A 954-nucleotide genomic window follows, 5' to 3' on the forward strand; every position below is an offset into this window, starting at 1 on the left:
GAAGCTGTCTATTTTCTATGAATAAAACAAGCTTCCACCCCCATTTTATGGATACCCAAGGCATTTATTAATAAAAAGAAGCCATTTTTTACAATTATCAGAGGTATGGTGGTGTGCTTTTATTTACTGATTCGCCGTTTTGGGACGACGAATAAACCCAGGGTAGGGGGCGATTGTTCGCCTTACCGTGTGTTTGAGATTAACGACTATGGTAGCTAATTTAGCTTTTATGGCTAAGGCACCCTTACTTTTAGTTTGAGCGTGGCCTAAACCGCAGTCATTTTTCAGTTCTTGGTTTTTTCGTTCTACGAGTAGGCGTCGTTTGTGATCTTCTTGTCCGTCTTCACTCACATTGTAAGCTTTGGCTGCTTCATATAAGTCGTGATAATCACTTCTAAAAACGCTTCTCCCACTCTTGTTCGTTGTACAGTTCATCTTGAACGGGCATTCTTGACAATCTTTCTTGTCAAAGAAATATTGAGTTCCTTCATTCTTCGTGCTATGACTCTTCCGATAAGTATGCTTACCTTGAGGGCACGTAAAGCGATCTTGTTCAGACTCGTATGTAAACTGTGAAATATCATATAAACCGGTTGGATTCTGGGTTGAAGGTACAGGTGCTACCACAGGGATGTTCAAGCTTTCCAGTGCTTTTCGCTGTTTGCCATGACCGTAGGCTGTATCCCCAAAAAGGCCCTTCGGTAAGAACCCGAAGGAATTCAGGATCGTGTTCGCCATCTCATACATCGCATCACGGTCATGCTCTATGGCGGGAATGACTTTGGTATCCAATACGACTCCCTTTGTTGTGATCAAATCCTGCGTTTTATACCCATTAATGGTTGTTCCCCTTCCCTTTTTACTTAAACGAGCGTCAGGATCATAAACACTCATAATCCGGTCAGCTGAACGTCTCTTCTGAGGGACTTTTTCATATTTTACAGAGGTATTGTT

1 protein-coding gene is annotated in these 954 nt (G+C 42.1%); it reads right to left on the reverse strand.

Going from position 1 to position 954, the window contains the following annotated elements; all coding sequences use genetic code 11:
* Positions 1 to 123: 123 nt before the first annotated feature.
* Positions 124 to 954, reverse strand: an 831-nt coding sequence (locus tag N782_RS20455; RefSeq protein ID WP_036824901.1) for a transposase, incomplete at its 5' end; no start/stop codon positions are given.

It is taken from the genome of Pontibacillus yanchengensis Y32, from assembly GCF_000770635.1.
Lineage (GTDB): Bacteria > Bacillota > Bacilli > Bacillales > BH030062 > Pontibacillus > Pontibacillus yanchengensis.